The 25,469-nt window shown below is 58.2% G+C and carries 23 protein-coding genes and 1 tRNA gene; 13 read left to right on the top strand and 11 right to left on the bottom strand.

The window, feature by feature from the left end; genetic code table 11:
- Nucleotides 1-10: 10 nt before the first annotated feature.
- From GR138_RS30785 to GR138_RS03075, 4 genes are all read left to right on the top strand, one after another.
- Nucleotides 11-136 carry a hypothetical protein gene (locus GR138_RS30785; protein ID WP_261002361.1) on the top strand — a complete coding sequence of 42 codons (126 nt, stop codon included), beginning with the start codon at nucleotides 11-13 and terminating at the stop codon, nucleotides 134-136.
- A gap of 13 nt (nucleotides 137-149) precedes the next feature.
- The gene (locus tag GR138_RS03085; RefSeq protein ID WP_160857127.1) at nucleotides 150-572 is read left to right on the top strand and encodes a secondary thiamine-phosphate synthase enzyme YjbQ; all 423 of its coding nucleotides are present in this window, start codon (nucleotides 150-152) and stop codon (nucleotides 570-572) included.
- 57 nt (nucleotides 573-629) lie between these two features.
- Nucleotides 630-980: a nuclear transport factor 2 family protein gene (locus GR138_RS03080; RefSeq protein ID WP_160857126.1), complete on the top strand. Its 351-nt coding sequence runs from the start codon at nucleotides 630-632 to the stop codon at nucleotides 978-980.
- 110 nt (nucleotides 981-1,090) lie between these two features.
- Nucleotides 1,091-1,471 (top strand): hypothetical protein, encoded by a 381-nt coding sequence (locus tag GR138_RS03075; protein ID WP_160857125.1) that lies wholly within the window; start codon nucleotides 1,091-1,093, stop codon nucleotides 1,469-1,471.
- A 454-nt stretch (nucleotides 1,472-1,925) separates the two neighbouring features.
- Here the strand turns inward: GR138_RS03075 and GR138_RS03070 are convergent, their stop codons facing one another.
- Nucleotides 1,926-2,681: an SIMPL domain-containing protein gene (locus tag GR138_RS03070; protein WP_160857124.1), complete on the bottom strand. Its 756-nt coding sequence runs from the start codon at nucleotides 2,679-2,681 to the stop codon at nucleotides 1,926-1,928.
- Nucleotides 2,682-2,835: 154 nt separating this feature from the next.
- On the opposite strand from GR138_RS03070, the gene GR138_RS03065 reads away from it, so the two are divergent.
- Nucleotides 2,836-2,911 (top strand) — tRNA-Ile (locus GR138_RS03065).
- 328 nt (nucleotides 2,912-3,239) lie between these two features.
- On the opposite strand, the gene GR138_RS03060 is transcribed toward GR138_RS03065, so the two are convergent.
- Complete coding sequence (locus GR138_RS03060; RefSeq protein WP_160857123.1) at nucleotides 3,240-5,213, bottom strand: AAA family ATPase; 1,974 nt, start codon at nucleotides 5,211-5,213, stop codon at nucleotides 3,240-3,242.
- 39 nt (nucleotides 5,214-5,252) lie between these two features.
- Complete coding sequence (locus GR138_RS03055; RefSeq protein WP_160857122.1) at nucleotides 5,253-5,870, bottom strand: hypothetical protein; 618 nt, start codon at nucleotides 5,868-5,870, stop codon at nucleotides 5,253-5,255.
- Nucleotides 5,871-6,760: 890 nt separating this feature from the next.
- Here GR138_RS03055 and GR138_RS30200 point away from each other — a divergent pair.
- The 5 genes from GR138_RS30200 to GR138_RS03035 all read left to right on the top strand — a co-directional run bounded on the left by GR138_RS30200 (nucleotide 6,761) and on the right by GR138_RS03035 (nucleotide 13,278).
- Entirely contained in the window at nucleotides 6,761-6,910 is a 150-nt protein-coding gene (locus GR138_RS30200) for a hypothetical protein (protein ID WP_202402477.1), read from the top strand.
- Nucleotides 6,911-6,985: 75 nt separating this feature from the next.
- Entirely contained in the window at nucleotides 6,986-7,780 is a 795-nt protein-coding gene (locus GR138_RS03050; protein ID WP_160857121.1) for a hypothetical protein, read from the top strand.
- Nucleotides 7,780-10,179: a hypothetical protein gene (locus tag GR138_RS03045; protein WP_246200262.1), complete on the top strand. Its 2,400-nt coding sequence runs from the start codon at nucleotides 7,780-7,782 to the stop codon at nucleotides 10,177-10,179. Before GR138_RS03050 ends, GR138_RS03045 begins: the two co-directional genes overlap by 1 nt.
- Nucleotides 10,176-11,129 carry a TniB family NTP-binding protein gene (locus GR138_RS03040; protein ID WP_160857120.1) on the top strand — a complete coding sequence of 318 codons (954 nt, stop codon included), beginning with the start codon at nucleotides 10,176-10,178 and terminating at the stop codon, nucleotides 11,127-11,129. Before GR138_RS03045 ends, GR138_RS03040 begins: the two co-directional genes overlap by 4 nt.
- A 1-nt stretch (nucleotide 11,130) precedes the next feature.
- On the top strand, nucleotides 11,131-13,278 hold the full coding sequence (locus tag GR138_RS03035) for a TniQ family protein (protein WP_160857119.1): 2,148 nt from the start codon (nucleotides 11,131-11,133) through the stop codon (nucleotides 13,276-13,278).
- A 36-nt stretch (nucleotides 13,279-13,314) separates the two neighbouring features.
- Here GR138_RS03035 and GR138_RS03030 read toward each other — a convergent pair whose 3' ends face one another.
- Nucleotides 13,315-15,327, bottom strand: a complete 2,013-nt coding sequence (locus GR138_RS03030; protein ID WP_160857118.1) for an AAA family ATPase — start codon at nucleotides 15,325-15,327, stop codon at nucleotides 13,315-13,317.
- A 239-nt stretch (nucleotides 15,328-15,566) separates the two neighbouring features.
- Between GR138_RS03030 and GR138_RS03025 the strand changes: the two genes are divergently transcribed.
- A complete protein-coding gene (locus tag GR138_RS03025; protein WP_160857117.1) occupies nucleotides 15,567-16,400 on the top strand; it encodes a hypothetical protein in 834 nt (277 codons plus the stop codon).
- 60 nt (nucleotides 16,401-16,460) lie between these two features.
- On the opposite strand, the gene GR138_RS03020 is transcribed toward GR138_RS03025, so the two are convergent.
- The 5 genes from GR138_RS03020 to GR138_RS03000 form a co-directional block, all read right to left on the bottom strand.
- Nucleotides 16,461-18,380 carry a protein kinase domain-containing protein gene (locus GR138_RS03020; RefSeq protein ID WP_160857116.1) on the bottom strand — a complete coding sequence of 640 codons (1,920 nt, stop codon included), beginning with the start codon at nucleotides 18,378-18,380 and terminating at the stop codon, nucleotides 16,461-16,463.
- A complete protein-coding gene (locus tag GR138_RS03015) occupies nucleotides 18,377-19,147 on the bottom strand; it encodes a PP2C family serine/threonine-protein phosphatase (RefSeq protein WP_160857115.1) in 771 nt (256 codons plus the stop codon). The genes GR138_RS03020 and GR138_RS03015 overlap by 4 nt, the downstream gene beginning before the upstream one ends.
- Nucleotides 19,144-19,824 carry a vWA domain-containing protein gene (locus GR138_RS03010; RefSeq protein WP_160857114.1) on the bottom strand — a complete coding sequence of 227 codons (681 nt, stop codon included), beginning with the start codon at nucleotides 19,822-19,824 and terminating at the stop codon, nucleotides 19,144-19,146. Before GR138_RS03010 ends, GR138_RS03015 begins: the two co-directional genes overlap by 4 nt.
- Before the next feature lie 117 nt (nucleotides 19,825-19,941).
- A complete protein-coding gene (locus tag GR138_RS03005) occupies nucleotides 19,942-20,544 on the bottom strand; it encodes a hypothetical protein (protein WP_160857113.1) in 603 nt (200 codons plus the stop codon).
- 58 nt (nucleotides 20,545-20,602) lie between these two features.
- A complete protein-coding gene (locus GR138_RS03000; protein WP_246200261.1) occupies nucleotides 20,603-21,205 on the bottom strand; it encodes a DUF6998 domain-containing protein in 603 nt (200 codons plus the stop codon).
- A gap of 83 nt (nucleotides 21,206-21,288) precedes the next feature.
- Between GR138_RS03000 and GR138_RS02995 the strand changes: the two genes are divergently transcribed.
- Nucleotides 21,289-22,350, top strand: coding sequence for a dsDNA nuclease domain-containing protein (locus GR138_RS02995; RefSeq protein WP_160857112.1), 1,062 nt, complete (start codon nucleotides 21,289-21,291; stop codon nucleotides 22,348-22,350).
- A 51-nt stretch (nucleotides 22,351-22,401) separates the two neighbouring features.
- Nucleotides 22,402-24,090, top strand: a complete 1,689-nt coding sequence (locus tag GR138_RS02990; protein WP_160857111.1) for an AAA family ATPase — start codon at nucleotides 22,402-22,404, stop codon at nucleotides 24,088-24,090.
- Between the two features lie 200 nt (nucleotides 24,091-24,290).
- Here the strand turns inward: GR138_RS02990 and GR138_RS02985 are convergent, their stop codons facing one another.
- A complete protein-coding gene (locus tag GR138_RS02985; protein WP_160857110.1) occupies nucleotides 24,291-24,989 on the bottom strand; it encodes a nucleotidyl transferase AbiEii/AbiGii toxin family protein in 699 nt (232 codons plus the stop codon).
- 11 nt (nucleotides 24,990-25,000) lie between these two features.
- A complete protein-coding gene (locus GR138_RS02980) occupies nucleotides 25,001-25,264 on the bottom strand; it encodes a hypothetical protein (protein ID WP_160857414.1) in 264 nt (87 codons plus the stop codon).
- Nucleotides 25,265-25,469: the final 205 nt, after the last annotated feature.

Genomic DNA, 25,469 nt, shown 5'->3' with positions numbered 1-25,469 from the left:
GGATGCGCCCATGATGGATCTCTACTACGCGATCGTCGGCACCACCACGGATACCAATGTCGGCCTCGCCCGGTTCATGGGCGTGATCCTTGCTTTCATCATCGTCATCGGCACCCTGTTCTGGGCGATCGGCTGAGGCGCCGGGCGCCATGGCGCAGAAAATCCTGACGGTTCAAACGCGCGGGCAGGGGCTCTACGAATTCACCGGCGATGTCGCGGCCTTCGTGCGCGATGCGGCCGTGGAGGAGGGGCTGCTGACGGTTTTCGTCCGCCACACATCCTGTTCGCTGCTCATCCAGGAAAATGCCGATCCGGACGTGCGGCGCGATCTCGACCAGTTCTTCCGCCGCCTCGTGCCGCCCTCCGACGACCCGTCCATGCGCTGGATCGTGCACACGATGGAAGGACCGGACGACATGCCGGCCCATATCAAGGCGGCCCTGACACAGGTTTCGATCGGCGTTCCCGTCGTCGGCGGTCGCCTTGCGCTCGGAACCTGGCAGGGCCTCTATCTCTTCGAGCATCGCGACCGGCCGCACCGCCGGGAAATCGTGCTGCATCTCGGCCCTTGACGGAACACGTTCACACAGTGGAACGTTCCTGTGGCGATCCATCGAGAGGAGAGATCCATGTCGAACACCGAAAGCATCAACCATGCCGTGATCGAGGCGCTGAACAGCCGTGACTTTGCCGCCCTTGCCGCGAAGGTGCACGAGGACGTGTCGATTTCCGGCATCGGCGAGGGCATGGACAATGGTCGCGAGGCTTTACGCGCCCGTCTTGCCCGGCATTTCGAGGCCTTCGACGAAACCTACGACGATGCCCTGGTGATGAGCGATGCCCTCGGCAGCAATGTCGCGATCCGGCTGACGGCGCATGGCAAGAAGGCCGGCGGCGAGAGCTATTCGGCGGAAAAGATCCTGCTGCTCGAACTCGATGAGGGATCGATCACCCGCTTCTCCTTCTTCACCGCTTCATGAAGTTGAATGCAGGCTGAACGGCCGCTTCGGCCTGCATTCACCCGTTGCCTTCTAATGTCTCCTCAACGCCGAACACGACGGTTCGGTCGAAACGTACAGGAGATGCTTCGATGGCCAGCTTTCTCAAACAATCCATTCTTGCTGCGGTTCTCGGTCTTGGCGCGCTGACCGCCACAGTGCCGACCGCCTCTGCCGCCGGCCTTGACGTGACCATCGAAACGGTCGGCTATCGCAACGGTTTCCTTGAGATTCATGACAATGGCTGGGGCCGTGGCCGCTGGGATCGCCGCCACGAGCGCCGCCATGAGATGGGTCGTCGCGGCCGCTGCTCGCCGGATCTTGCGGTGGCCAAGGCACGCGATTTCGGCCTCCGGCGTGCCCGTGTCGTCGACATGTCGCCGCGTCGCGTCGTTGTCGACGGGTACCGTCATGGTGGCTTCAGCCGCATCGTTTTTGTCAACGACCGCGGTTGCCCGACCATGTGGCGTTAAGCGGAGGCGCTGGCCCGACCGGTGCTCTCTGACGCAAACCGCTCGTCCTGTCACCCCCGGCCGGCGAGCGGCTGCCCTTCCGGCCCCGGCCGGGAGGGTTTTTGCGTTTTGCGGTGGCGCTGGTCTTGTCTCGACGAAGACCGCTACGGGAACGGCATGTGCCGTTGTTTAGCGTCGCACGCACATACTGGGCGGCGTGCCTGGTCAGGCTGGCAAGACCGTGACAGATGAACATCGGGACATCGGCCGCCAAAAACGCCGCCGGGCTTGAACCCTGCAGGGCAGATCCTACTTCGCTTCCGCCCGCGCATATGTCGCCTTGCGGATTTTCCCCCAGTTCGCTCGCGGTACAGGACACATGAGACGACCTGGGCGCTGCCGCGTGACACCATGGCCGGCGCAACAAAAAAGGGGCCGGTTTCCCGGCCCCTCGTTTGAACGCGATCACCCGGCGTTATTTGCCAAGCGCGAACGTCACGTTGACGGTGACGGCGTAGCTGTTCTCGCCGGTGGCGAGCGGTACGGCGCCGCCCTCGGCAAAATCCTTGGCCATGGCGCGCATCATCGGCATCGGTTCGGCGCGATAGCTGGTTTCGGAAATTTCCAGCACGCGGCCGAGGCCGACGCCGGCGGCTTCAGTCAGTTCCTTCGCCTTTGCAATGGCGTTTTCCACGGCCTTCTTGCGCGCGGCGCTGACGGCCGTTTCCGGCTTGTCATTGGTGAAGCGGATGCCGCCACCCTGGTTGGCGCCGAGCGTCACGGCCTTGTCCATGATTTCGCCGAGCTTTGCCAGGTCGCGCACGCGCAGCGTGACGGTGTTGGTGACCTGGAAGCCGGTCAGCACCGGCGGCGGGTTTTCGCCTGTCGAGCTCTGCGGATACTGGTACTGCGGGTTGATCATGAAGCCGGAGGTCTGAAGGTCACGCTCCTCGATGCCGGCTTCCTTCAGCGCGGCGAGGATTTCGGCCATGGCCTTGTTGTTGGCGTCGAGCGCCTCGCGGGCGGTCTTGGCATCCTTGACGACACCGAGGTCGATCAGCGCCATGTCGGGCGCGACTTCGGCGGTGCCTTCACCGGTGACGATGATGGTCGCCTCGCGGGGCTTGGCAGCCTCCTCAGCCTTGGCGGCCAGCGGCGCAGCGGCGGCGAGTGCCAGCGAAAGTGCGAAAAGGCCAGCGCCCGTACGGCGGCCAAAGGTCCCGTGGATCATAAAGAATGTCTCCTGATGGTTGTGTCCCTCGCGCCGTTCTTCGCCCGCGATTGTGTAGAGAATACGGCGGCGCTTGTGAGTGGCAGCGAATTCGTCTAGACGATCCACATCGTCGGCTGCCATTGACCGACGACCCCGGCAGACCCGCCGGGCCGGGCCTGTAGCTCAATGGTTAGAGCCGGCGGCTCATAACCGCTTGGTTGGGGGTTCGAGTCCCTCCGGGCCCACCATTTCTGTTGTTGGCCGCCACGATCCTTTGATCCGGCCGCCATCAACCTCTGAACTGTCTCGCATCCGATTGCGCAATCCGTGACCGAACGCGAAAAAGGCCGAACAGCGCTCTGTTCGGCCTAAACTATTTAAAGAACTAACTAATTTTTGAATCTCGGTGAGCGGTTCCGCCTACTTGACGACCGGAGAGGCGATATTGCAGCCGGTTTTCAAGGCGCTTGGATCGAGATGCCGCAGCCGACTGCTGCGGTTACGACGATCTGCCGTGGCGTGGCCAAACTCGAAGACCCGAGGTCTTCAAGCAGAATTAAAGACCCCGGATCAAACTCATGAACTCGATACGATCAGGGTTGGCTCTCCGCGACCGATCTCCCGCTCATGATTCTCGACCGCAGCGGCGATCTCCTCCGCCGACAGAGTCTTCTTTTCGACCAGAGATTTCGCCAACGCCCGAAGTAGGTCTCGGCGCGTCTCCAGAATGGCCGTCGCGCGCTCGAACTGTTTCCGAAGCGTAGACTCCACGATGTCTCCCAATTCAGGCCGCCGACCTCTTACGGCGGCGAGCGCCTCAGGCGTGCTGATCGACTCGGATACCATCCATCGTCCAAGGCCCCACGTCACTTCCATCATAGTGGCGAGGTCCGTTGCGATATTGAGGTCTGCCTTTTGGTCGCCGGCCGATCCAATCGAGTGATCTCCGTACACGAGGCGTTCGGCAGCCATCCCTGCCAGGAGCATCGCGATCCGGTTCTCGAAATACGTCGAAGTCTTCCGCCGGATCGGCGGCTCTTTGAAGTGCGCGCCACCGAGCGTCGCAAGCTTCGCGTTTGGTGACACCGTGTCTTCGATGGTGACATACATGAGAGGATCGGATTCGTAATGCAAACTTACGAGAGCATGTCCCAGTTCGTGGATGGCAACGGACTCGATTACCTCGGGTGGCAACTTCACTCGTTCCGGCATTGCCGAAAGCAAGTCGTCCATCTCCATCTCGCGACCCGCGCGTCTGGCCGCCCGTTTCGCGTCGCGGGTTGCACGCTGGATATCCGCACCGGTCCAGCCCCTCGAATTTTTGACGGCGATATCGATGTTCCGTGACCTCAGGTCTTTGCCAAGGTGATATCTGAAGATGTCACGTCGGCCGGCGGCGTCGGGGAGGGGAATGACGCATTGACGATCGAGCCTGCCGGGCCGGAGAAGAGCGGGGTCAACCAAATCGGGAAAGTTCGTCGCTCCGACTACCACAACGCCATCGCGACCGTCGATTCCATCCAGGCATTCCAGAAGGCCATTCACGACCTGGCGGGAATAGCTGGCGCTATCGCCGCTATATTCTTCGCGAGCGGAGAAGCTATCGAACTCGTCAATAAAGAGGATAGAGGGCGAGCTGGCTTTCGCTTTGTCGAATGCCGACCGCATGGCTTTAAGGAAATCGCCCAGATGTCCCTTGGCCTGCCAGCGGGCGGCGGATGCGGCTACGAGCGTCATGCCACAGGTGTTCGCGAGTGCTGTGGCGAACGAGGTCTTTCCCGTTCCCGGCGGTCCAGACAAAAGGATGCCGTGATCGATATCTGCCCAGGACAGCTTACCAGCCTTCCAGTCTGCGATGTCGGCGGCCAGTTCGAGACCCCAAGTTTTGGCATCGCCATAAGCGGGGAGGTCATGCAGGGTAGGCTTATCGGGGAAAGGTAGAACGACCGCCAGCGGCTGCTCTTCTTTCGTATCAGTGAGATGCGCTTTCAGCCGTGCGATCGCGTTGCCAATCGGCCGCCCCGCTCGCATGGCCATGGTGAGGCTGGCCAGGCTGTGTCCACTAAGGAATTCGGCGTCTTCGTCGCTGATCCTACCAAATCCCATTCTGAGAGCGGCGATCTTGATGTCCTCGCCGGACGTCGGCGGCAGGATTGCGACCAGATCGGATGCGAGACGTGCATCCGCATTCAGCGTCGCCTTGCTCTCCATCAGGACGATAGCCCTGCGGATTTCGCTTGTCCTGGAAAGCTTTACGGAGGTCCTGAAGTCTTCCCTGTCGGTTAGCGCCAGGATGTCATAATGGACTTTCATCGGGATTCCGTCGGCCCGCGGGTTCTCCATGATCCAGTGGGCAGCGACCGCATAGTCGTGGACGTTAGCGTCCTCCGGCACGACGATCGTGGCAACGAAGCGACGTGACCTATGGACTAACGGCCTCAACACCCGCAACAACGAAATCACGGCTAACTGGGTCGATAGCGACAGGTCGCGCGTGCGCCGCCTGCCATGCGTGAAGTCATGAACATCGACGTCGGTTTGGTTACGCATACAAAATCCCTCTGAAAACGATGACGGAAACGGCTGACGTCAGCGCGCTATCCGTCTCACCGCTGTCGTGGGCCCGATCAGTTCGTCGTCGAGGTCGACTTCCACGAAGCCGTTCAGGATCATCGACGCCAACCCGGCCACCGATCTGGTTTCCGAGAACGCGGTCAGGCATTCCGCGACCGTGAGCGATCCGTGTTCTTCCAGCGCCGCCAGAAGCCGGACCCGATCCCCGAGGGTTGCCTGGTAGTTTCCGTAGCGCAGCAGGTCTTTCGCGTTGCGGAGTCTCGTCCCGCCATAGACCTCGATCCTGGGCGGGCGCTTGTACCGGAATCCTGCCTCGGCGGCTGCGGCTTCGAGGACGACGGGATCGGGCGTCTCAGTGCGATCGAATCCGTCCACGAGAAGACGTTGCCCGGAGACGTGGCAGACGAGGAAATCGCAGACGTGGAATTCCGGGCCAACGGAGAGGAAGGGTGGATCGCAGGTCCAGGTTTCGACCTCGGGGTCCACGTCGAAAAGGCAAGCGATGTCACGCGCTGCCTGAGACCGAAACGTGACCGGGCCGTCGCTCTTGACCGTGGCGCGCGGGAAGAAGGAGGACCGTGCCTGAGCCGCCTTCGCGACGTCCAGGATTTCGGTTTGACGAGAAACACGCATGCAACAGACTCCACAATATCGTCGATGACCGTCAGCCCTCATGGCTGACAAGACTTCATCGTATTCGCGAGACTGTGTGGAGGTCGGTTTTCATGGAGAACGAAAATAGAACAAAAATCGGCCCTGTCTAGGGGCCCAGGTCTATTTTTTTTGAAGAGGCTGTATCTCCAAGCGTAATCGACAATATCCGATGAAATTCGAAGTGGCGAGAAATTAGAAATTGAAGACATCCGGAATTTTGATAGTTCGAACGGGAATTCTGAAGAAATGTCAGTCGGTGGCTTTTCCCAAGAATGTCTCCGAAGACGTGCGAATTTAAATTTTTAAACTAAAATCCGCGGAACACCCTCCACAAGAAATTTCTTGCAAGTTCAAACTCGCACGCTCTCAATGCACTCGTACTTGTGATCCATCGGGAACGGAGATGATCCACATGCATATAAAAGCAAAAACGGGCCAACCTCTGAACAGGTCGGCCCGTCACTTTGGTTGCTACCCATTGCGAAGAGTAACTGGTTCAGTCTTGCCGGCTGGTCCCGTCCTGTCAACGGATTTTTCCAAACCGACAGCCATCTAATCTGAAAAAATCTGCAGTCCGGCGGGCGGGGCCCGGTTGACTTACCGAATTCGTCCGGTACAAACCGAGAACGGAAACGATGAGCAATGCCGTTTCCCCAACACGGGATGATCCCATGACCGCCTTCGGACTGCACATAGACAAGCGAATATGACTGCCATCGGCAGATTGTAGTCGTTTGCATGCAGTTCGGCGGTCCCTCTGACCTCTCCGAACTTTGACCGCAAAGGCACGCGCTCCGAGGTGCGTGTCTCTCCCCACAGTTCATCGTAGCCCGCTCGACTGCGCGTCGGCGGGAGAGGAGAAGTGCGCCATGTTCATCACCGAACACACCATTTCCACGTCACGCCCCCTTAGGGCCGCTGAACTCGATTCACTCGGCGGCGAGTGCATCACGATCGCCGATTTGATGCGCGAGTGGCAGGGACATCTGTACGAAGACGATCCTTCCACCGACTGCTGAGCCTTTCACCCAATCCGTGGACATTCCGCCGATCACGAACATCGGCGTCGGCGGAGCCATGTCTGGAGGCAAGAGATGAACGAACAACAGCTTATGACGTTCTTCGGCTTCGGGGACGATCACGTTCCCTTGGTCAAGGTGGCCAAAAGCCAGAAGCGTCAGGAAATTCCGGTGTCGTTTCCGACGCGCAAAGCCGCCCAGAAGTCGATCAGGGCTCGCTCGACGCTCATGCGCGACGCGCTCATTCACTTTGAAACCAATCCCGATGTCGTCAGGATCAGCGCCTATCCGATCAAGCTCGAGTATGAGGTTTCGGATTGGAACGGCGTCGTCTCGTCCGCCAGCCATATCCCGATGGTCGGTGTCTGGAGCAAACAGAAGCAGGCCAGCTTCTTCGACATCATCCCGCTCGCCATGCAGGACGAGCGGAAATGGATGGAGCATCAAACGAGTACGCTGAAGGGCGTATACTGGGAGCAATACCGGGCGACGTATGCGGTTCTCGACGAGAGCAGTCTCCACATCCAGCCGCGGATGATGAACCTGGCGACGATCCGCTACCACGCATATCGACATGACGATGAAGCGGTTACAGCCGTCCGCCGCGCGTTGTCCCTTCTCCCATCGCAATCCACCATCCAGATGATCTCGGATGCGGCTGCCCTGCCGGGGAGGGTGCATGTCTTTTTCGAAAACGACGGCACGGCCGCACAGTTCCGCCCGCTTCCGGAGGTGAAGCGAGCCTTTTCGGCATTGATGTGGCTTGCGGTGGCAGGCGAGGTGAAGGTGGACATCTCCAAGCCGATTTCATTTGCGTCGACAGTGACAAAGACCTCCCACGTGTCGAGCGCGAAGGGGAGGGAAGACTGATGTCCTTCATGCACAACAAGAGCGTATTCCTGACGAAGGGGGCACTCAACCCGGCGTCCAGCTTCGCAGAACTCGATGTTCCCCCTCATCCTGTCAACGGAGGAAAACACCAGGCACAGCGCTATAACTTCGCCATGGGATCGCAGTTCATGATCTTCGACCCCGACCGTCGCCGGGTTGCGAACTGCGCCGTGCTCTCCCGAAACTCCTATGGTTTGGGCGGCGAGAAATTCTTGGTCCAGAACACCGACACGAACGAGACGACGTTCCTGTCGGATTGGCAGATCAGCATTCTCGAACGCGAGTGGAGGCTTGTTCCGATCAACTCCGCGGCGAAGCGTGAAATCGCCCCAACCGAGCGTCCAAAGGTCAGGAGCTATCTTTCCATCCCTCGGGAGCGGCGCGCAGAGGCCATCAAGAGATGGTGGTATGCGCGCAAGCTCGTCCTCGCCCGCGAAGGTGGCAAGGTGCGGCTCACCAAGAAGCTGATCCTCGAGGTGGCAGCCAACCACGCACGCGAGAAGGGTCACGAGAAAACACCCTGCTACAATTCCCTCCGTATCTGGCTCAAGAAGTACGAGGCCAATCCGTTCAACCGAATTCTGGCTCTTGTTTCCGAGCATTCGTCCGGAAATCCCATCCGGAAGTTTGATCCCCGGATCGAAGACATTCTAGACGACTGCGTTCAGTGGGCCTGGGAACTGCCCGCCGGCACGGCGCTGAACGTCGAAAGTCAGTTCAAACTGGAACTTGCGAAAAGGGAGAACCGGCAGCTTCTCAAGGAGATCGAGCTCCCGGACGGAACACTCAACGTGCCGAGCTTCCGTACTATCGAACGTCGTTTCGCGGCTCCCGACAACTATTCGAAAGACCTGTGGCGCTACGGGATCGAAGCGGCGCGGCGAAAGCATACCTTCTACACGCACAGGGATTTGCCCGACCATAGCCTAAGCGTGGTCGAGGTCGATTACACGACAGCGGATATCTGCGTATACGACGCCGAGAACATGTGCCTCTTCGGCCGTCCCAGTGTCCTGTTTTTCGTTTCGAAGAAAAGCGGGTGCATCCTCGGTTTCGCGGTCCATTTCGACAACCAGAGCTATGAGGCCTTTCTCTACGGCTTGCGGATGGCGCTTTATCCCAAGGACATGTCCCGCTTCCCGGGCGCTGAGTGGGCGCAGTACGGCGACTTCATGGCTATTCCGTCCGACAACGCCACGTTTCTACGGGGCGAGGACATCAAGCGCGCGTCGGAAGAGATCGGTTTCGAGATCATCGAGACCCTTCCGGGGGAGCCTACCGGCAAGGGTCTGGTCGAGCGCATGTTCCGCACGCTCAACACACAGGTCTTTCACCTGCTTCCCGGCACGACAATGTCGAACGTCGAGCGCCGAAGACTTTTCGACGACGCCAAGGGCCTCGGCCTGCCGATGATCAGCCTCCAGCAATTGGAGGACTTCATCACGCTCTGGATCGTCGAATACCACCGCACTCCGCGCCGTGGCATCGGTCTTACGCCGCGCTTGAAAGCCATTCCCCAGGATGTGTGGGACGCAGACCTCAAGAACATGCCGCCGAGGGACCCGATCGATCCGGAAATCTTCGTCTCGCTCGGTGGACATCGGCGCAAGGTGACGATCCAGAACGACGGCGTCACCTACAAGCACCTGACCTGGTACTCTGAGGACCTTCTCGAAATCACGGCTCATCCGAACCATAAGCCTGGCACGGAATATGAGTTGACCGTCGATCCGTCCGATCTTTCCAACGCCTTCATCACGAACCCCTATCGACGTGATCGCGTCATCAGACTGCGACCGAACGGGCGGTGTGCGAAGTATGCGGACGGCCTCCGGTTGTTCGTGCATCGCAAGATCATCGAACACCATAACAAGGTCTTCAAACGCAAGCCGATCACGATCGAGTCGCTTGAGCTTGCGAGGCGCACCCTTCCGGATGAGCTTTCGAAACTCCTCGACAAGAAGAAGCTCCAGCGGACCGCTCAGGCGCTCGCGAAGTTCCAGAGCCAGGTTACGAGAAAGCTCAAGCGTTCGGCCATCGTAAACGTGGTCGAGAGCGAGGCGGCGAGTGCCGACCATCTGGATTTCGCAGCTCCGTTTAGCCCCGGACCTGCCCGTACCAAATCTCCCAACCGCCCGGGCAGGGGCCGCGACGGCACGCCTGCAGCCCTAGTCAGCCAGACGGCTGATGGCGAGATCGTGGAGCGCGATCCCCTCGAGGACGCTGTAGCCGAACATAAGAGGCGCGGTACTCCGCGCACCGAGCCCTCCGGTCCGGTTTCCGTCGCCGTCGCGCCCGTGGAAGCCCCGCTGATCACCGAAGCAGACAGACGCGCCGCATTGCGCGAGCGCCTTGCCAAGAAAGGATTTGATGAATGATCATCCTCCCGGACTTCCACGAAATTTCCTTTGCCAACGATAGCGAGGCTCGCCGTGAGATGCTTAGGCTTCCTGAGGCGGCGCGTCAGCGGATGGTCGAAAATCTCCTGTACCGCTATCCTCGCTTCAACCAGACTTTCGCCCGCCTTCAAAAGCTCCATCGGCCCGGTCAGCAGGGGGCTCCCATTGTGGGCCAGATCGCCGGGTTCCTCGGAAACTCCCGTGCAGGCAAAAGCTTCATGCTCAAGACGCTGCTGCGGGAGAACAAACCCTATCGGGTTGACGATAGCTCCGGCTATGTATTCCCGATGGCCTACATCCCGGTTATGGAGCGCTGGGGAGCGCCGGATGTCGCGTCGGCTCTCTTCCTAGCGACGGGAGCGTCTTCCGTCCCGTACATCGGTGGTAAGTCTCTTGAGGCGAAATGCGTGCGACGGGTGGCGACCCATGGAACGCCTCTCGTGGTCTTCGACGATGCCCACTACATTTTCTCGGCTCCGCCAGCCAAACGGCGTTCCATTCTCTCCCTGATCAAGGCGTTGGCAGACAGCGGTTCCTGCTCCGTCTGGCTGGCGGGCCTCTATACGATCGAGGGCTCGATGCTCAACGAGGCCCAGCATCTCAACCGCGGATCATTTCCTACGGTCCATCTCGCCGAGCATGACATGTCGATTACCGACGAGATCGACGATTATCTCGGATTTCTGATCGGTGTCTCGAACAGGCTCCCGTTCGCCGAAGATTCCATTCTCGATCGCGAAGAATGGCAAACCGAGTGGAGGCTTGCCGCGAGGGGGTCAGTCGGTCTGACCATGAACATCGTGATCGATGCGGCACGACAGGCGATCTACGACGGGTCGCCCTGTATCCAGGGTCGTCATCTTCGCGAGGCATGTTTCCTGCGCAAGCGGACGGGCGACCTCACCTACCCGTTCGAGAAGGCGGCCTGACATGGCGTTCATTCAGACGCTCGTATTTTCCAGGTGGGACGCAACTCCGGCTGTCGACGAACCCGCCCATGGGTTTTTCATGCGGCTGGCCGAGCTGGAAGGCTCGGTCACCATGACAACCTTCGCGAACTGGAACGATCTGGAGGTTAACCGGGTCGCCACAAACCAGCTCATGGAAGCGCTTGAGCGCCATCCCATGCCGACCGACTGGTTTAAGCTCCTCCGATTCAACACGCCGCTCCGTATCGGCGATGGCTATGTCCTCCGCGGACATGGTTTGCCCTACCATCACATCCGGTTCGAGCCACGGCGCTGGTGCCCTGGCTGCATCCATGAATCCTCTCATCATCGAGGATGGTGGGAGGTCGAATCCATCCGACACTGCCCGATCCATTGCGTCGAGCTCGAGACTCGCGACGAAGGCGGCGCGCAAGTCCCATGGACTTGGCTTGGCTTCGGATATTCCCGCGACGGCTTTGCGCTCGGCCGCCAGCTGCCTCGCCGTGACGACGGTGCGCCTTTCGCTCGATACCTGCTCGGCCGCTTTGGCTGGCTCCAGCCGATCAGTGCGCCATTGCTGGATGCCATCCCGATCCCCGATGTCATCGATTACTGCGAGTTTGTCGGCAGGTTTCTCGAGAACCCGCCTTCGCGTAAACACCCGCCCGTCGGCACACACTCCGCCGACGTGGGTTTTCGCGCTCTGTCCGGTGATCGCGGCGACCTTGCGGAGCTCATGAGGGAATGGCACCGCAAGTACAGGGGAAATCACAAGGCCCGCGGCGTCGCGGCGCATTTCAGCTGGGGCTACCCCAAACTCAACTTCCTGCCGGAGAGCCTAAGGTTGACGGTCCGCCGTGCCTTCCACGAGGCTGCGGTATTCGAGACGGAGCGATATGATCGCCGTGTCCGTGACGAAGACTTCGACATCGAGTTCATGCCGCGACTGGAAATCGCGCAAACCCTCGGTATCGGTCCCCGTGCGGTCGAGCAGCTCGCCAAGGAGGTGGGCGTCCTCCAGAAGACCCGAGAGCGGCGCACGGTTGCCGCGCATGCCGTGGAAACCATCGCCGGGTTCAAGGAAACGCTTGTCCCGATCTCGGAAGCCGCACGACGGCTTGGCATCAATCAGGATGCCATCCGCCATCTCGTCCACGCAGGCTATCTCAAGGTCTTCACGAATCTGAGGCCTGGCCGACGGAGCGGGGGTCGGTACTCGCCTGATCAGATCGACACCGTCCTCAGGCTTATCGACGAATTGCCCGTCACCGGCTCGCCTGCCTACGGCCTGACGCTTCACACCTATCGTGTTCGCAACGGCTTGGTTCCGGGTGCCGTCGCGGTCGCCTGCCTCAAGGGTGAGATCGTGATCTGCGAGAAGCGGGACAACGTTCCGGGCTTCAAGCGGTTGATGGTCCAGACCGATGCCAAGCGGAAGCGCCAATCGTTCACCAGGTCCGAAGATACGATGACCATGGGCGAGGCGCAGGCGCTCCTTAACATGACGTACGAGACGACCCAGATTCTCGTGAAGCATGGCCATCTCGGGGAGGTCGAAGCCAGCCCGCGCCAGGTCCTGATTTCGAGAAAGGCCGTCGAAGATTTCGCGGCCAGTCACGCCAAGGCTTCGGATTTCGGCCACGGCATGGGCATCTCGGGACATGCGGTCAGCTGGAAGATGAAGCGGGAAGGGGTCGATCCCGTGGTGAAGTTCGTGAAGGGCGGCAAGCACGTCGACACCGTCTTCAAACGGGCAGACGTCATGCGGGTGTACGGCCTAGAGGCCGATCCTACCATTCTGGAAGACGATAGAGTGAACAGGTTCTGGGAGATCATCGTTCCCGAGGCTGCGAAGACCTGCCCGTACCTGATCTTCCCGCCGAAGCTGCCGCCGTCAGGCCAGCGGGTCTGGAATTCGAACAGGGGCCTGTCGGCGCATTTCCAGTTCGATCCAAGCTTCGGAGAAATTCACATCAACCTGAGCGCCCGCGGTGAGCGGCACAAGTTCTGGTTCGATCTCAATACCGAGGATTACGTCGCCGCGATAAAGGAAATGCTCGACGTCTTCGACGGAATGGTCAAGGAGGCCACGGAGCGGCAGAATGCGAAGACAAGGGAGTGGTGGAGGAAGCGGAGCAAACCCCTCTAGTACGATTTCTGCTCGCGGATTCTGCGGGGTATATAGCTATTTCAAAGCCGCATTTATCGCGTTTATCAGCTTCGACCAGCCATTCCGCTCGGCTTCGCTTAGATCAGCCGATGAGTGATCTCTTGTCCATTTTACGTAGGCTTTTGCCAATTTATATTTTGAAAAATTGGCCCCTCCTTTCCTCGTCAATAGGTCAATCACCGGAGTGGTCGGCGATGCGGTAACCTCCGCCGAAATATCGATCCCGAGGTCTGACGCCGCCAATTTGACAAGCGTATCGCGGAGCAAGTCCTCAATTTCGGCCTTGGGGATAGGAGGAGCTGTGAAGTCCGTAGTTCGCAAGATACGTTTCGCGCCCAATCTATGAACGAGGACATCCTGCTTCGCGGCTTGATCACCAGCATTATCAGAGTCGAGGAGCGCCGCGACCTTTAGATTATGGGCAACCAAGATAGTCGCGAAATAAACCACCTTACTGGCCGTATTAGCCGGTACGAGTGCAATCTTGGAATTCAGATCGGCAATGCTTTCCTGCCGTAGCATCTCAGCCGTCGCCTCAATGTACCAGAAGTCGGTGAGGCCTTCGAGTATGAGGTTACGTTGCTGGGCGAAGAGACTCTGTGCGAGATCGTAGCCTAATGCTTCCTGCAGAGGCAGGAGTGCAGCGGGGTCGGCGGCGGTAATCGTCGTATGGGCCTTGGTTCCGGTTCGACGATCTTTCATTTCAATGACTCGAACCAGATCAAGCTCATCCGGGCCGACGAGAAACGGCGAGTGAGTGGTGTAGACAGTCTGGTTCGCCTCCGCCAACTTCGAAATTGTCTCGCGGAAATCACGCTGTTTAAGCGCGTGCAAACTCATTCCTGGCTCGTCAAGGAGAAGGATCGCATTGGCATGCTTCCCTGCAGTCTCCGAGAAAAACACCACGAAAAACGACACTAGCCATTGGAAGCCTTCTGAACGTTGATCCAACTCGATCTCGACACCCAACTCGTCTTCGACGACCACCTTGAGATACTGGCCGTCTGCGGTGATCCTTAGTCGGTTGGCTTCGGCTCGATCCGGGTTTGGATTCCAAATGTTCACGATTTCCGACGTCAATTTGACGCTTGCGGCGTTCAGTTGGTAGGAACGTTGATCGAGTTGGTCTCTATATTTCTTCAGCGCATCGTGATCCGCAGCACTTGGTTCGGGCGCTCGTCCGAGCGTGGAAAGCTCGCGCGCCGTAAAGCCGAGCAATTTCAGCAAGCACTCGTTTCCATAGTCATACTGGTCGTCATCCAGCAGCTTCTGTTCGATACGCGTAGCCAGGTGATCGAGATGAATAAGCGGTCGAACGCGATAGTAGTTTGAAAACAGCACGAAAACTGGGATCGCCTTCATAAGGGCCTGAAGAGCGGCATCCCGTCGAGCCGCGAACTTCGTCAACTTCAGGAGCTTGTCGTACCGCGCCTCTTCAGTTTCGTTAGCCTCGTCGATGAGCGGCAGGTGTTTCGTCAACCAAGTCGATACCGCCGTGGCAATATCCCCCTGAAGCCAATAGTTTCCACCAGACCATTTGGCCAGTGCCGTCTCCAACAGTGTGCTGGATTTTTCTTCGTCGTCCTTCTGCCGCGTGTCTATATGCGCTGCCAGTCGCTGCAAGTCCTTGGCGATGCCCTCTGTGGTTGGGCGCTCCGGACCGCCTTCGAAGGTGTGGTTGTACGTATTGTCCAAGTACCTAGTGAATACGTAAGTCGCTTGTCGAAAGTCTTCGTCGATCGAAGCCTTGTCGTCAGCATCAAGGGTGAAGTGAGCGATGACCACGACCGTCGTCGCCGGGTCCACTTTTTGCGTAGTGATGTCGTTGTAATCCTTGCGCGGATAGTCACGGAGGACGTCGAATTTTGCAGTACCCGAAGGCGCGTTGATTTGCTGGAGCGCTCTTAGAATCGCCGACTTGCCTGCCTCGTTCGGGCCGACCATGATAGTCTTCGACTGTTCGAAATCGATCCAGCCGGAATCTTTTACGCTGCGATAATCCGTGACGCGGGCCTTCGAAAGCTTCAACTGGCGATCCTCCAACAACATTCTAAGTTTAAGGCGAAAACGGGCGGTACTGCAACTTAGGATCACGAAAAATAAATACCTTGAACTCGCGCTCAACCGAATTGAAGCGCGCTGTGAGCATCGTCCGACACTCGGTTAACATCGGGCATTTTTTGGAGTTGCATCGCTCGCCGGCTTCCCGGTTTCATAGTGATTAGTCGGCCTGGCTGTGTGTGGCCGCGTTAGCGTGGAACAGTGAAATGCGAAATACGGATATCAAGCGGCGTGTAGATCGGATCGCGCGGGGGAAAGGTCGGCACGAAGACTTCGTCAATATCTTCCTGTTTTTCCGCACCCACCATTGCGGGCGGCTCAGCGTCCGCGATGTCGGCGATTTCATCGCGCACAGAGAGGAACGCGGCAGAGGTGAAGTCACAGATCGGGCGAGGGATATGCTCTTGAGCTGCCGACACTGGCTTTTGACAGAGAACGGGATAACGCCGAGCCTTGAAGACATCAAAGAGGCCGTGCAGGCGACATTGAGGGTCGCCACGGAGAAGCAAATCAAGGACGCGGTCGGTCTCGACAAGGGGCAGGCTAAAGCGGCACTGAAGACGGCACTTAGCAAAGCTGAAGACGGCGGCGTTCTCAAAGACAAGGAGCGTCGGGTACTGAATTATCTAGGGCGGACATTTATCTGGAACGTCGCATTTACGGACGTTTCGCTTATGGAAGACCTCGTCCATGTCCTCAAATTCCATGATTATCTTGATGACGCCGATGCGATCAGGTTTTGCGAAGCAAAGACCTTTCTCGCCCTCTACGTCATCGCGACGCTGCATGGAACGCCGCTAACCATGAAAAACGAAACGGTAACGCTCCGCGCCACGTTCAGGCAGGAAACTAAACAACTTGGACTGAAAGCGGAGCTCCCGGTAGCCAATCTCGGGAAGCCGATATCGGCGAGCGTTTTCCTCTTCTCGACAGAGCTGGCTGCTGCGGACCATTGCGATCAGTCGCTCCTCGATACAGCGGACTGGACAGGCTTGCCGCTTGAAGTCAGCTCCGAAGGTAAGCTCGCCGTTATCGAGTGAGGCCGCGTTCTGCGGAGCCGGCGCGCCTCTAGGCCAGGTCTTCGTACTTGGCCTAGTTAGTCAGATTTTCTTGCCGCAATCGAGCTCCGCCTGCTTCATCCTGCGGTGGGCCTCGACGAGGCTGGCAGGAGGGTTGGCACGAAGCTTCGTGGCGTCGTCATAGATTTTCTGGAGTTCCGCAGGGGCTTTAAGCAAGTCACGTTCCAGCTCCGCCCGCTGTCTCGCGATGTCGGTCTTCACCTCGCGGATGGCCTGTGGGTCCGTCGGGATGTTGGCGTTGAAAACGAATTTGCGCTCCACTGACTTCGACCATGTTCTCAGCTTTTCCTGCATAGCGGGGCCAAACCCCGGAATATTGGTGATCCGCTTTGATTTTGCGTCCCACGCCGTCTCGATACCGTAGGACGCGAGGGTCGCCTTCCTCCCCGGGCCGATGCTAGGCACCTTTGCGCGGTCGAGAAGGTGCGATTCCATGTACTTCCGCATCTGAAGATCGCGCTTCTTCCTGTCGAGTTCCTCAAGGCGTTCACGTTCGCGTTGAGGTAGGGCGCTGTGGTTCGCCGCAAGCGTCAGGAAGTGGGCTTTCCGCTCGTTGAAATGCTCGGGTCCTGCATGTTTCTCCCATAATTGCCGCTGCTGGTGCCATGCGGCCGTCGCAGTTCGCAATTCGGTCTCAAAGGGGCTGCTCTGGTTCTTGACGTTGAAAAACCAGATAAGCGATCCCACCGTGAGGATGATCCCGACAAGTGGTTGGACGGTGAACGTCACGAAAGCGCCAGCGGCGGCGGCGCTGAGGGCGCTGACCATGCCGATGCCTCTGCTACTTCGCTTTCCGCGCGCCGCGGCTGACACCTTGAGGTCCCGAACGGGCGGCATGACGTTCTCGGCGCTCGGCGGGTTGGCTGGCGAGTTCATGCGGCCAATATGGGCTATGACCTGGCCGATGTTGGCCATCGACGATGGCGTTGGCGTCGCGAGTTGGGCGGTGAACAGTGATCGGCCGATGCCCGCTTCGAGCTTGCACCACGGACATCTGCCTTTGAACTTATGGTAATGATGCGACTTGTCGATTTCGCAGGTGATGAGGTTTGTCTGCAAGCGATCAATGATTCCGACCCAGTCCAGCGCAGACGGCCGCGTACCAGTTTCAGCCGCGCGCGAGAATGCGCGTTCGAAGGCGGCCTTGACCTCATCGCCGTAGTCGTTGAGGGCTGGCACATGCGGCGGCGGCTCCATCTGCGTTTCTGCACGCCTGTCGCTATAGGCGAAACGCCTCTGCGCGATGGCAGTCTTGATGTCCATGTCTCCGCCGGAATAGCGTCCGGCGTATGGGTGCCTACCGAGATACAGAAGTTGGAACAGTAGAACGGCAAGACCGAAGGCGTCGTGGTTCGAAGTTCGGTCGGTACGTTCGAAAGAGACCCCCTGCAATTCAGCGGGGGTATATTCCGCAACTCCCACCAGAGAACGGAAGGTTTGCCCACCGTTCCTGAACTGGAAAGAGTCACTGTCGATGAGCGTCACCAAGGCCTTTGTCGAGACAAGAATACCGGAGTGGTTGATGTCGCCGACGACGCATCCCGAGCGATGGATGCTGGCTATGGCGCTAGAAAGGTTGTAGGCGGCCCGGACAAGGAAACGGACGTCCGCAGTCGGAAATTCCGTGCGGCGGCTCCCTGGACCATAGAGGTCATGGACAGTTTTGAAGCCCGCGACCTTCTTCATCGAGAAGCCTGCGAACTTGCCATTCTGACGCGTCACGACCTCGAGTGGGAAAGCCACATAGTCGGACGTACGCGACAAGTTAGCGGACACCATAGCCATGATTTTGTCGCGACGTTCGGGAGCCTTGCCGTCGTTGTAGATTTTCACGGCGATGTCGGCGTTGCCAGAGACATTGTAGACAGCGCCTTCGCCGCCCTTGCCTAGCAACGGCCCGAGGCTGACCTTCTTCCCTCCGACAACAAAGGTCTCGGTCACAGCCGCGCTCCGAGAATGAGCGTCTTGTCGTCGTCGGTCCTATCGCAGACCGCCGGACTAGCAAGATAACTCTGGAGGGCTTTCGATAGATCGATGTCTCTTCCGGGCGTCGTGAGTGCAGTGATTGGCTTCAGCATCCTGTCGAAGAATGGCCCGTGGGGAGTACGACTGGTGAAATCGAGCACCATCCGCTCAATGCCATCCGAGAAAACGGCCAACTCGGAAATCTGGATTTCGACGGTCACGAAGTCCAGTCGCGGTTGGGGGTCGTCAGTGACGAAACTCGTTGTCGAGGCGTACTCCCCTTGGAATGGCCAGGAAGGGACGGTCCAGGCATCCGCCCCAAGAGCCTTGAGAGCAACCGCTCCGTCACCGACGTGGATCACCGTCGCACCGCTGTCGTCGGCAAGAACAGCTACGACCGTGGCCGCGAAATCCCTCGGCCTTAGTTCCAGACGCTTGGCCTCGACATTGATCCGGTCACGGATTGCGTCGAGCCATTCCCACACCGCTTCTTCCTGAATAGACGAACGCGGCGAACCAGCGAGGAACTCCCGCGCCAGGCGCAACAGCGTTGTCGACGCGAGCTTCGAGCCGACGTCGGCGTGCGTAGCGCTGCCAGCGCCATCCGACACGACGGCAATGAAGACGGGACCAGCGGGACTTTCGATCTCGCTGGCGCAACCGTAATCCTGACAGGGTGATCCTGTCCTTTCGTGCGAGGTGCCTTTCGATCTAGCGCCCGCCCAACGCCATGCCTGCGTCATGCAATCGATGCCCACCCGTCAGGAGTGGCAGGGTTGGCCAGCGGCACGGCATCGCCCGGATTGGACTGGGAGACCGAGCTCAACGAGCTGGACAGCCAGCTGAAAAGATCACGGAACCGCATGTCCTTGAGGACCAGCGGCTGGCGCGTGCTGATCTGTGAAAGGACCTCGAAATTCGCACCGTCGACGCCGACGGCGAAGAAGCTGAAGGCTTTTTCGGCCTCTCCAGCTTTCACAGCCTGAGCGGCAGCCTGCCAGCTATCCGTTGGCCCGCCGTCCGTAATCAGGAAAATCCATGGCCGATAGTACGAGATGCCATTCTGGCGGTATGAATTCTTCCGCTCTCTGAGCAACTGGAGGCCCTGTTCGATCGCGCTGCCCATCGGCGTGTCTCGCTGATCTGTCAACTCCGGAGCGATCCAGCTTTGAACACCCGTAAAATCATTGACGACGTTGACGGGACCGAACGTGACGACTGCAACCTCCACCCGCTTGGCGGCCAATGAATCCGCGAAGAGTTCATCACGGAACTGGGACAGCCCATCATTTAATTCCCTGATCGGCTTGCCGCGCATCGATCCAGAGACATCCAGGAGCAGGAGGCAAGGGCAACGTGGCTCCGGGTTGTCGATGAATTCCGCGCCGTCGAAGGGTTGTTGTTCGAAAGGATTGGTCATGCAAATGCTCCGGTGATGATGGCGTATTCTTGATTGCATGGCTCTCAAAACACAAGTCAAAGCCACGCGCCTACATGGAAATGTTCACGAGCATCCATACTCGGTACGCGACCTGCGTCAGTTGTCGTCCTGGTTCACAAAATGCAGGCTGTCGAGAATGCTGTAGAATTCGGGAACCCCGTATTCGATGTGCGATTGATCCCAGCATCCTGTGATGGAAACGGTGTTTGCCTTGTTGAAAATTAGGGCAGTCTTACAATAGTTCACAGGGAACTCCGAAGCGCTTGTGTCCGACCTGACAAGCTTCGCGGAATAGCCGATGACGTTGACCTTATCGGAAGTCGTCAATCTGAAGGGTTCTGAGCGGCCTGACAGCATCAAGCCTGACTGCGACAACGTACCAGTCACCGCGCTTGTCAGTTTGTCCATCAAGCGGTTCAGAGCATACTCAGGCATTGCTGCGATATGTTCGTTCGGTATCGGCGTGGGGTCCAGGCTGGATATTGAGAATCTCGCGCCGCGCGTCTCGTCGCCGATGGAGGCGAACCAGAGCATCTTCCCCGTGAAAGCTGGGATATTCGCCGGAGGCGAGCCCCTCTGTAGGTTCGTGTCGTAAGCACCGACAAGCCCTGGTACGCTGTAGATCGGATTGCGTGCGCTGGCATCGGATGCTGCAAGACATGCTATCCCGATGGCGAAAAGCGTCGAAATGAGTGTCATGATGTCCTCCCGCGAACATCATGACCGAAAGCCGGGTGTCTTTTTCCGCCGGCTGAATTTATGCTTTCAGGAGTGACTGTTTTCCTGGTGAGTGGCGACCCAATCTCTGCGCCTCGGCGACCAACGCATCCACCCGCCTCATCTGGGCCATCGACACTGTTTTCTGGCCAACCCATTCCGTCGGCAACAGCTTGATCACGGGTTCTTCCGGGCCGTTGTAGATGACCTCGCCCTTGAGGTTCTCGAGATCGAAGACCAGAAAGAGCAAATGATCGGCGCGGGTGTCCACCATCCTGAAGGCGGGACCGCGATTTGTCCCCGTCGCCTTCACCTGAACGGAGCGGCCGTCCGGGGCATGGCCATCGATGCCCGTCCCATTACGAGGGGAGAGCTTGAGGCCGAACAACTCGGCCGCCACGGCCTCGCCGATGTCGCCGATCAGGTTGCCGTCGAGGGTGAATTCGAGGGCGGCCGAGCGGTAGTGATCGCAAAGGCGATTGCGGGCGAGGACCAGGTCGGTGATGACGGGAGGGAGGATGAAGGTCATTAGTCCCAACGAAACCTTGTCTGTCGCACCCCGCTGGAAGCTGTTCTGGCGCAGAATGCTGCGGCGATGCTCCGCCACTTTCGTAGATTGTGCACCTATACAGCTCTCGCTCAACGCCATCTTCCAATATTTGGCTGACACCAATAGGGTGCATTCATCTTGAGAAATACTCGATTCGATGGAAGTTAGGTGGCCTGGTGAGACTTGTCGACGACTTGATGACGGTGGAGGAGCGCGAAGACGGCGGCCGCACCGCTATCGAGAGGTTCGATTTCCAGACCGCATGGGGCATATCCAAGGTCCTCAAACTGCATACCGCTGATCTCAACTACGCTGTGGCCTTCGAATTCCATGACGATGTCGTTTCGTTGGATGACGCCGATGCGCCAACAAAGGCGGTGTTCTATCAGATCAAAACGCAGCAGGCCGGGAACTGGTCAATAGCCAGCGTGGTATATCGGCCGATGGGCACGGGCAAGCAACCTAAGCCCAAGGCATCAATTGCGGGAAAGATGTTCGGCAACCTCAAGCGCTTTGGCGACGGGGCCGAGAAGCTCGTTCTGGTGAGCAACCAGCCTATGACGGAAACCGGAACCAAGAACGGCGAGGTCTCCTTTGCAGCAGCGACGCCCGAAAACATCGCCAAGTTCGTGACAGCGCTGAAGCTCGAGATCAAGTCTTTCAAAGACGAACACGTCAGCTTCTTCAATTTCGATTACTGCGAACTCAATCTTGCGAGTTTCGAATCGGCCGTCATCGGACAGGTCAGCGTCTTCCTGAGGGATCATTCGACCGCCGAATCCGCTTCTGTTCCCTTCACCGCCCATCTGGTGAACGAGGGCAAGAGACGCTCAAAGCGCCTCGCAAATCTGAAAAGTTTCGGGGAGTTGAAAGCCTCGAAATTCATGACCCGGGCCGACATGGATAAATGGCTAGGGGCACTCGACAACGTTTACCTGTACCGGCCAAACTGGGAGACGACTTCACGACAGCTCGCGCTCCCGCATTCGCAGGACGCCAGGCTGGAGCGGGAGTGGAACAACTACATGGCGGAGCGTAAGCGCCGTTGGAGCGCCGGAACACTCGAGTTCGCGACGAAGATAAAGGAAAACGTCACGCCGATCATCGATACGTCTCCAACTCTTGCGGAGGGACTGGAAGCATGTGTTCCAAGCGTTCGAGATCAAGTACGGGCTTGGAAGCCAGGCGCGACCGATGACTACGTGAAAGCCGCCATCCTTTACGAGTACAAGCGATGAGAGACAGCGACAAATTCCACCTCCTGATTAGAAACCTCAGAAAAAAGAACCATGAAAAACTTGATCTTCGAAAGTCTGGAGTTGCTGTCGCTGACCGAAAAGAAAGCGCGGAAGGTCGAGTTCCACCCTCTTCTGACGGTGATAACCGGAGAAAACGGGGTCGGAAAATCATCGCTGATTAAACACATCTACTGGACACTCGGCGCGACACCTGCGGTGATCAACTCGAAATGGAAATCGGTCGCCGTCAAGACTTTGTTGACGTTCACGATCGACGGCGTCCGATACAAGGCTTTGCGCAATAAGGACCGCGTGGCGATTTTCGACGACGAGGATCAGCTCCTCTTGTCGACCAACTCGTTCACGAGCGAACTCGGCCCGTTTCTCGCCGACCTTCTCGATTTCAAACTGGTCCTGTCGAACAGGAAGGGCGAGCCGGAACAGCCTCCGCCCGCCTACGCATTCCTGCCGTTTTACATCGACCAAGACGCTGGATGGTCGAAACCCCTAAATTCGTTTGACCGCCTTGGGCAATATTCAAATTTCAGAACGTCAGTCATCGAGTTCCATTCCGGCATAAGGCCGAACCGCTATTACGAGCTGACAGCGGAGAAAAAGCAGCTGGAATTGCGGATAAAGGAAATCGGACAGGAGCGCACCGTCGTCCAGAATGCCATGACGCGCCTGCGTCTCGATCCGGGATTCAGCGGCGTCGAGCTGACCTCGGAAGGGCACGAGGACGCGATTCAGGACCTCCTCGTCAAGCTGAAATCAGTCCGCGAGCTTAGACAGACCCGTGCGGCGGAGCTCGCCGACATTTTAGATCAACGGGTTCTGATCGACGAGCAAATCGCGATAGTCGAGGCGTCTCTCTCAGAGCTGTCCAAGGACTCTGACTGGGCAACAGAGGATGGACGGACCGAGATACCGTGCCCGACCTGCGGAACGGTACACCTGAACGATTTCAGCAATCGGTTTGCGATTCTTACGGATCGAGACGAGTGCTATACGTTTCTTGGCGACGCCCAGCAGAAGAAGCGTCGGCTGGCCAAAAGCGTCCAGGAAATTCAACAGCAAATCCGTGCCGCAGACAAAGCTATTTCGGATATTCAGGCTATTCTCGACGAGCGACGCGGCGACGTCACGCTCCGCGAGGTGATAGAGAACGAGGGTCGTCGCACGGCGGCAACGTTGTTACACGGCCAGATCGACGAACTCGAAGCCCAGATCGGAAAGGCAGTTTCGGACGTTTCCGATATCGAAACCGACATCAAGAACGTCGATGATCCGTCAATCCGTCAGGCGGTCGAAAAATACTACGCAGGCTTCATGGCGCAGTACATGAGGGTCCTAAACGTGTTGAACGCCGACAACGACGCCGTCTCGAAAATCAGCGGTCGCATAATCGAGACAGGCAGCGAACAGCCTCGTCTTCTGTTGGCCTACGTCCTGGCTTTGGACGCCACGATCCGAAAACACTCGACGGCGTTCGCCGCTCCCTTGGTAATCGACAGCCCGGTCCAGCAAGAGCAGGACATGACCAACGCCCCCGCGATTATCAAACTGGTCACCTCGCCGAGACCGCATGACGGGCAGACGATTATTGGCACGATCTCCCTTCATGGGAATACCGTCGATCCAGATCACCTCCGTGTGTTTACTGAGAAAGGCTCTGTCCTTTCCAAGGAAGAATACGAACCAGTGTATTCGAGAATTTCGCCTCTTTTGGAACGGATATGAACCTCGGGGGTCCCAAACGTGGAATAGGGCGAGCGCACGGCTGATGCGACTGTGGACCCGATCCCATAGCTTACCGACCATTTCCCTCTGTAGCTTCGCGGCCACGGCCGCTTCTCGCTCGGCCTCGGCGAGCCTGTACAACTCCCGTTGCACAGCCATGATGCGAAGACGCTTTCCGCAGCCAGTGGTCAACGCGGGAATTATCGTGGAGACGGCGAGGAAGGTGAGACTGAGACCGACGGTTCGTGCTCGCAGACCGATCTTAGGAGCGAAACGGTGGTCGCCTGCGCGCTCTTCGCGATATCGCCGTAGCCGTCTCTGAATAGGAGTTTACCCATGATCTTACGGGCAAACCCCTCGTCCATATTCTCGGCTACGTTCAGTGCCGCGGCAGCCTTTTCCTTGAAGGGTAGAAGCGCTTCGATGATGTAGTCGTCGCCGTATGCCCGAGCAACGCAGGCGATATCGAACATGTCACGAGGCTGCAGGGTGCTTCCCCGGTAATGAACTTTCTTTGCTATGATTTCGGCTGGTGTCTCCAGATCGACCTCCACCCCGCGCACGCTAACGCGACTGGTCGGCTCGTCGGTCAGGCCCGGGGCGCAGATGTAGTCGATCTCACCGATTTCCTTGAAAATGATCTTGAGTGCGTGGGTCCCGTCCGACTGGTAGTCATCCGGGTTCATTTTCAAGGTGTAACCCTGTGTCGTCGGGTTCAGATACGGAAGCACCTGCGGGTCATCGATGAATATGTCGATGTCGAAGCTCTCGCGGTGATTTATCTGGAGCATCAAGGCAGTTCCGCCGCCGAACGTCCAGCTGTCCACGATGGGGAAGGATTTATTTGCCTGGGCGATAATCGAAACGGCCTCGTCGAAGAGGCTTTCCCAATGGCTCATCGCGATAACCCTCAGGCAGCCAGGGCGAGAGGGTATCCGGCGAGCTGGGAGAACTTCTGGGCGATCTGGACCGCGGCCGTATGATCGATTTCCATCTCATCGAGAAACTGATGCTGTAGGTCGGCATTCACTTCCGAATAGAAGGAGAAAGCGCTGGCATCGTAATTCTCGACGCTCGCGATGTCGGAAATCTTGGAAGCGAGTTGCTCAGCCGAAAGGTTCGTCCCGTAAGGGGCGTTAACCGTCGAAAGCACTTTGAACGCAACGCTGGACATCGACATCACCATCAGTTTTCAAGCAACTATGTAATACGTACACAGTGAAAACGCAAGAAACACGGCAGACGCAGCACGTGCAACGGCACTGAAACACGTTAGAAACAGAGACGTGACGAACACGACGCCGCCCGAAACGCGTACAGTGACAACGGCGTCAACGCAATGCGTACATGTGTAACGGTAGCGCGTGACGCAAGTTCCA

Source organism: Shinella kummerowiae (assembly GCF_009827055.1).
Lineage (GTDB): Bacteria > Pseudomonadota > Alphaproteobacteria > Rhizobiales > Rhizobiaceae > Shinella > Shinella kummerowiae.
Note: the sequence above shows the minus strand (reverse complement) of the source record. Positions and strands in the feature narration are given on the sequence as shown.

Bases quoted from the DNA above. Each gene is read 5' to 3' on its own strand.
- GR138_RS30785 (WP_261002361.1), top strand. From the start codon at position 11: ATGATGGATCTCTACTACGCGATCGTCGGCACCACCACGGATACCAAT.
- GR138_RS03085 (WP_160857127.1), top strand. From the start codon at position 150: ATGGCGCAGAAAATCCTGACGGTTCAAACGCGCGGGCAGGGGCTCTAC.
- GR138_RS03080 (WP_160857126.1), top strand. From the start codon at position 630: ATGTCGAACACCGAAAGCATCAACCATGCCGTGATCGAGGCGCTGAAC.
- GR138_RS03075 (WP_160857125.1), top strand. From the start codon at position 1,091: ATGGCCAGCTTTCTCAAACAATCCATTCTTGCTGCGGTTCTCGGTCTT.
- GR138_RS03070 (WP_160857124.1), bottom strand. From the start codon at position 2,681: ATGATCCACGGGACCTTTGGCCGCCGTACGGGCGCTGGCCTTTTCGCA.
- GR138_RS03060 (WP_160857123.1), bottom strand. From the start codon at position 5,213: ATGCGTAACCAAACCGACGTCGATGTTCATGACTTCACGCATGGCAGG.
- GR138_RS03055 (WP_160857122.1), bottom strand. From the start codon at position 5,870: ATGCGTGTTTCTCGTCAAACCGAAATCCTGGACGTCGCGAAGGCGGCT.
- GR138_RS30200 (WP_202402477.1), top strand. From the start codon at position 6,761: ATGTTCATCACCGAACACACCATTTCCACGTCACGCCCCCTTAGGGCC.
- GR138_RS03050 (WP_160857121.1), top strand. From the start codon at position 6,986: ATGAACGAACAACAGCTTATGACGTTCTTCGGCTTCGGGGACGATCAC.
- GR138_RS03045 (WP_246200262.1), top strand. From the start codon at position 7,780: ATGTCCTTCATGCACAACAAGAGCGTATTCCTGACGAAGGGGGCACTC.
- GR138_RS03040 (WP_160857120.1), top strand. From the start codon at position 10,176: ATGATCATCCTCCCGGACTTCCACGAAATTTCCTTTGCCAACGATAGC.
- GR138_RS03035 (WP_160857119.1), top strand. From the start codon at position 11,131: ATGGCGTTCATTCAGACGCTCGTATTTTCCAGGTGGGACGCAACTCCG.
- GR138_RS03025 (WP_160857117.1), top strand. From the start codon at position 15,567: ATGCGAAATACGGATATCAAGCGGCGTGTAGATCGGATCGCGCGGGGG.
- GR138_RS03015 (WP_160857115.1), bottom strand. From the start codon at position 19,147: ATGACGCAGGCATGGCGTTGGGCGGGCGCTAGATCGAAAGGCACCTCG.
- GR138_RS03010 (WP_160857114.1), bottom strand. From the start codon at position 19,824: ATGACCAATCCTTTCGAACAACAACCCTTCGACGGCGCGGAATTCATC.
- GR138_RS03005 (WP_160857113.1), bottom strand. From the start codon at position 20,544: ATGACACTCATTTCGACGCTTTTCGCCATCGGGATAGCATGTCTTGCA.
- GR138_RS02990 (WP_160857111.1), top strand. From the start codon at position 22,402: ATGAAAAACTTGATCTTCGAAAGTCTGGAGTTGCTGTCGCTGACCGAA.
- GR138_RS02985 (WP_160857110.1), bottom strand. From the start codon at position 24,989: ATGAGCCATTGGGAAAGCCTCTTCGACGAGGCCGTTTCGATTATCGCC.
- GR138_RS02980 (WP_160857414.1), bottom strand. From the start codon at position 25,264: ATGTCCAGCGTTGCGTTCAAAGTGCTTTCGACGGTTAACGCCCCTTAC.